This window comes from Bartonella callosciuri, from assembly GCF_014203215.1.
In the GTDB taxonomy this organism is placed as follows: domain Bacteria; phylum Pseudomonadota; class Alphaproteobacteria; order Rhizobiales; family Rhizobiaceae; genus Bartonella; species Bartonella callosciuri.
Map to the genome: position 1 here is coordinate 8,562 of NZ_JACHIM010000009.1, position 1,419 is coordinate 9,980.

General features: G+C 45.5%; 1 protein-coding gene. It reads right to left on the reverse strand.

Features of this window, described 5'->3' with window-relative positions; all coding sequences use genetic code 11:
* Positions 1 to 739 (reverse strand): lambda exonuclease family protein (locus HNQ69_RS06715; protein WP_183229278.1); only part of this gene is annotated, 739 nt, incomplete at its 3' end.
* Between the last annotated feature and the right edge of the window lie 680 nt (positions 740 to 1,419).

Below are 1,419 nucleotides of genomic sequence, written 5' to 3' on the forward strand. Positions count from 1 at the left end.
GCACAGCACCTGCTCTTGCCCCGCACTCTCGCCTCATCGGCTCTTCCAGCACAGCACCTGCTCTTGCCCCGCACTCTCGCCTCATCGGCTCTTCCACAACATTTTGCATTCTCATACCAAACCCGGTCTGAACAGATTTAATTTTCTGTACCATAAATGCCAATGCCTCATTAAAACAACTAATCTCATTTTCAAGCTTTCGAATATAAGCTTCGTCACGATAGGCGCGCTTAATCAGAGGTGGCATACCAGGCCAATAGAGCATTAAATCCACCCATTCACGCTGAGCAATCCATAATCCTCCCTGACATTGTGCTTTATGCTCTTGAGGGAAACTCTTTTGAATGAAATGAGGGATCAAGATTTCAGGTTTTTTGGTTTTGATTTCTAACAATCCATTTGTTCCAATAAAAGCATCGGGGGAAAAGCCTTTCATCCGATCATCAGCGAGAACGAATCCAATACATTCAGGTTCTGTGTTGGTAAGTGTTCTATAAAGCTTCCGTGCAGTTGGTTCTAATTCTGTTCCGCGTCGCATAGAAAGCGTTGTTCCCTCATCGACGGTTTCTCCAGTAATTCTTTCTCCCGCGAGTTTCATCATAACGGCATGATATTTTGAGGTTTTTTGCCCCTGTTTTTTTCGTGCCATAACCATTTCAAATAAAGACGCTGTAATCAAGCCATTGCGGGCTTTTTTCCATTCCGCTGTCCCCTGAACACAGTCGATAATGATTGGCATGATATTTTCCCCCCTGTTCTTTGAAACCTCGTCTTTAAAGCACTTTTTTCTTAAGCAGCCCTCACTTTTCTTTAAAACATCCTCTCGTTGTAAGGTGTGTGCCTTTTCTGAAACATTTTGTCATTGATCCACTTTGACCTTTTTACAGTTTATGAAAAACGCCTTCTGCTTATTTTAAAAGCCCTTCGATTGTTTTCCCTTTAATTTTTCCAACACGCTTTGCGTATTACAAACAAGGAGAAAGACTCTTCAAACCGAAGACCCTTCGAGCCAAAACTCGTGAAGTTGAAGAGTCTTTTGGCTTCCATCAAGCAGTTTTTCTTTTTCGTTCACAGATCTTTCTTACCAGACACAGCAATCCACTCTCCATGGACACCCGCGCCATACGGATACTTGCACCTCAACACACCTCCCTCACCGACACTTGCACCTCAACACACCTCCCTCACCGACACTTGCGCCTCAACACACCTCCCTCTTAGCGCTTCCTCATCAGAACGCCTCTCTTCCAATCCTTTTAGCACCTCCATCTGCTCAACCCCTTATCTCTCCCCCTCATAACCTCCACGGACACGAAACCTCCTGCGCCATATCTTCTTCCCTAAGCACCCCATGCACACTCCCCTGCGATCCCGATGCCCTGCTCTCTATACACTGGCAATACACCCCCACACGATCTT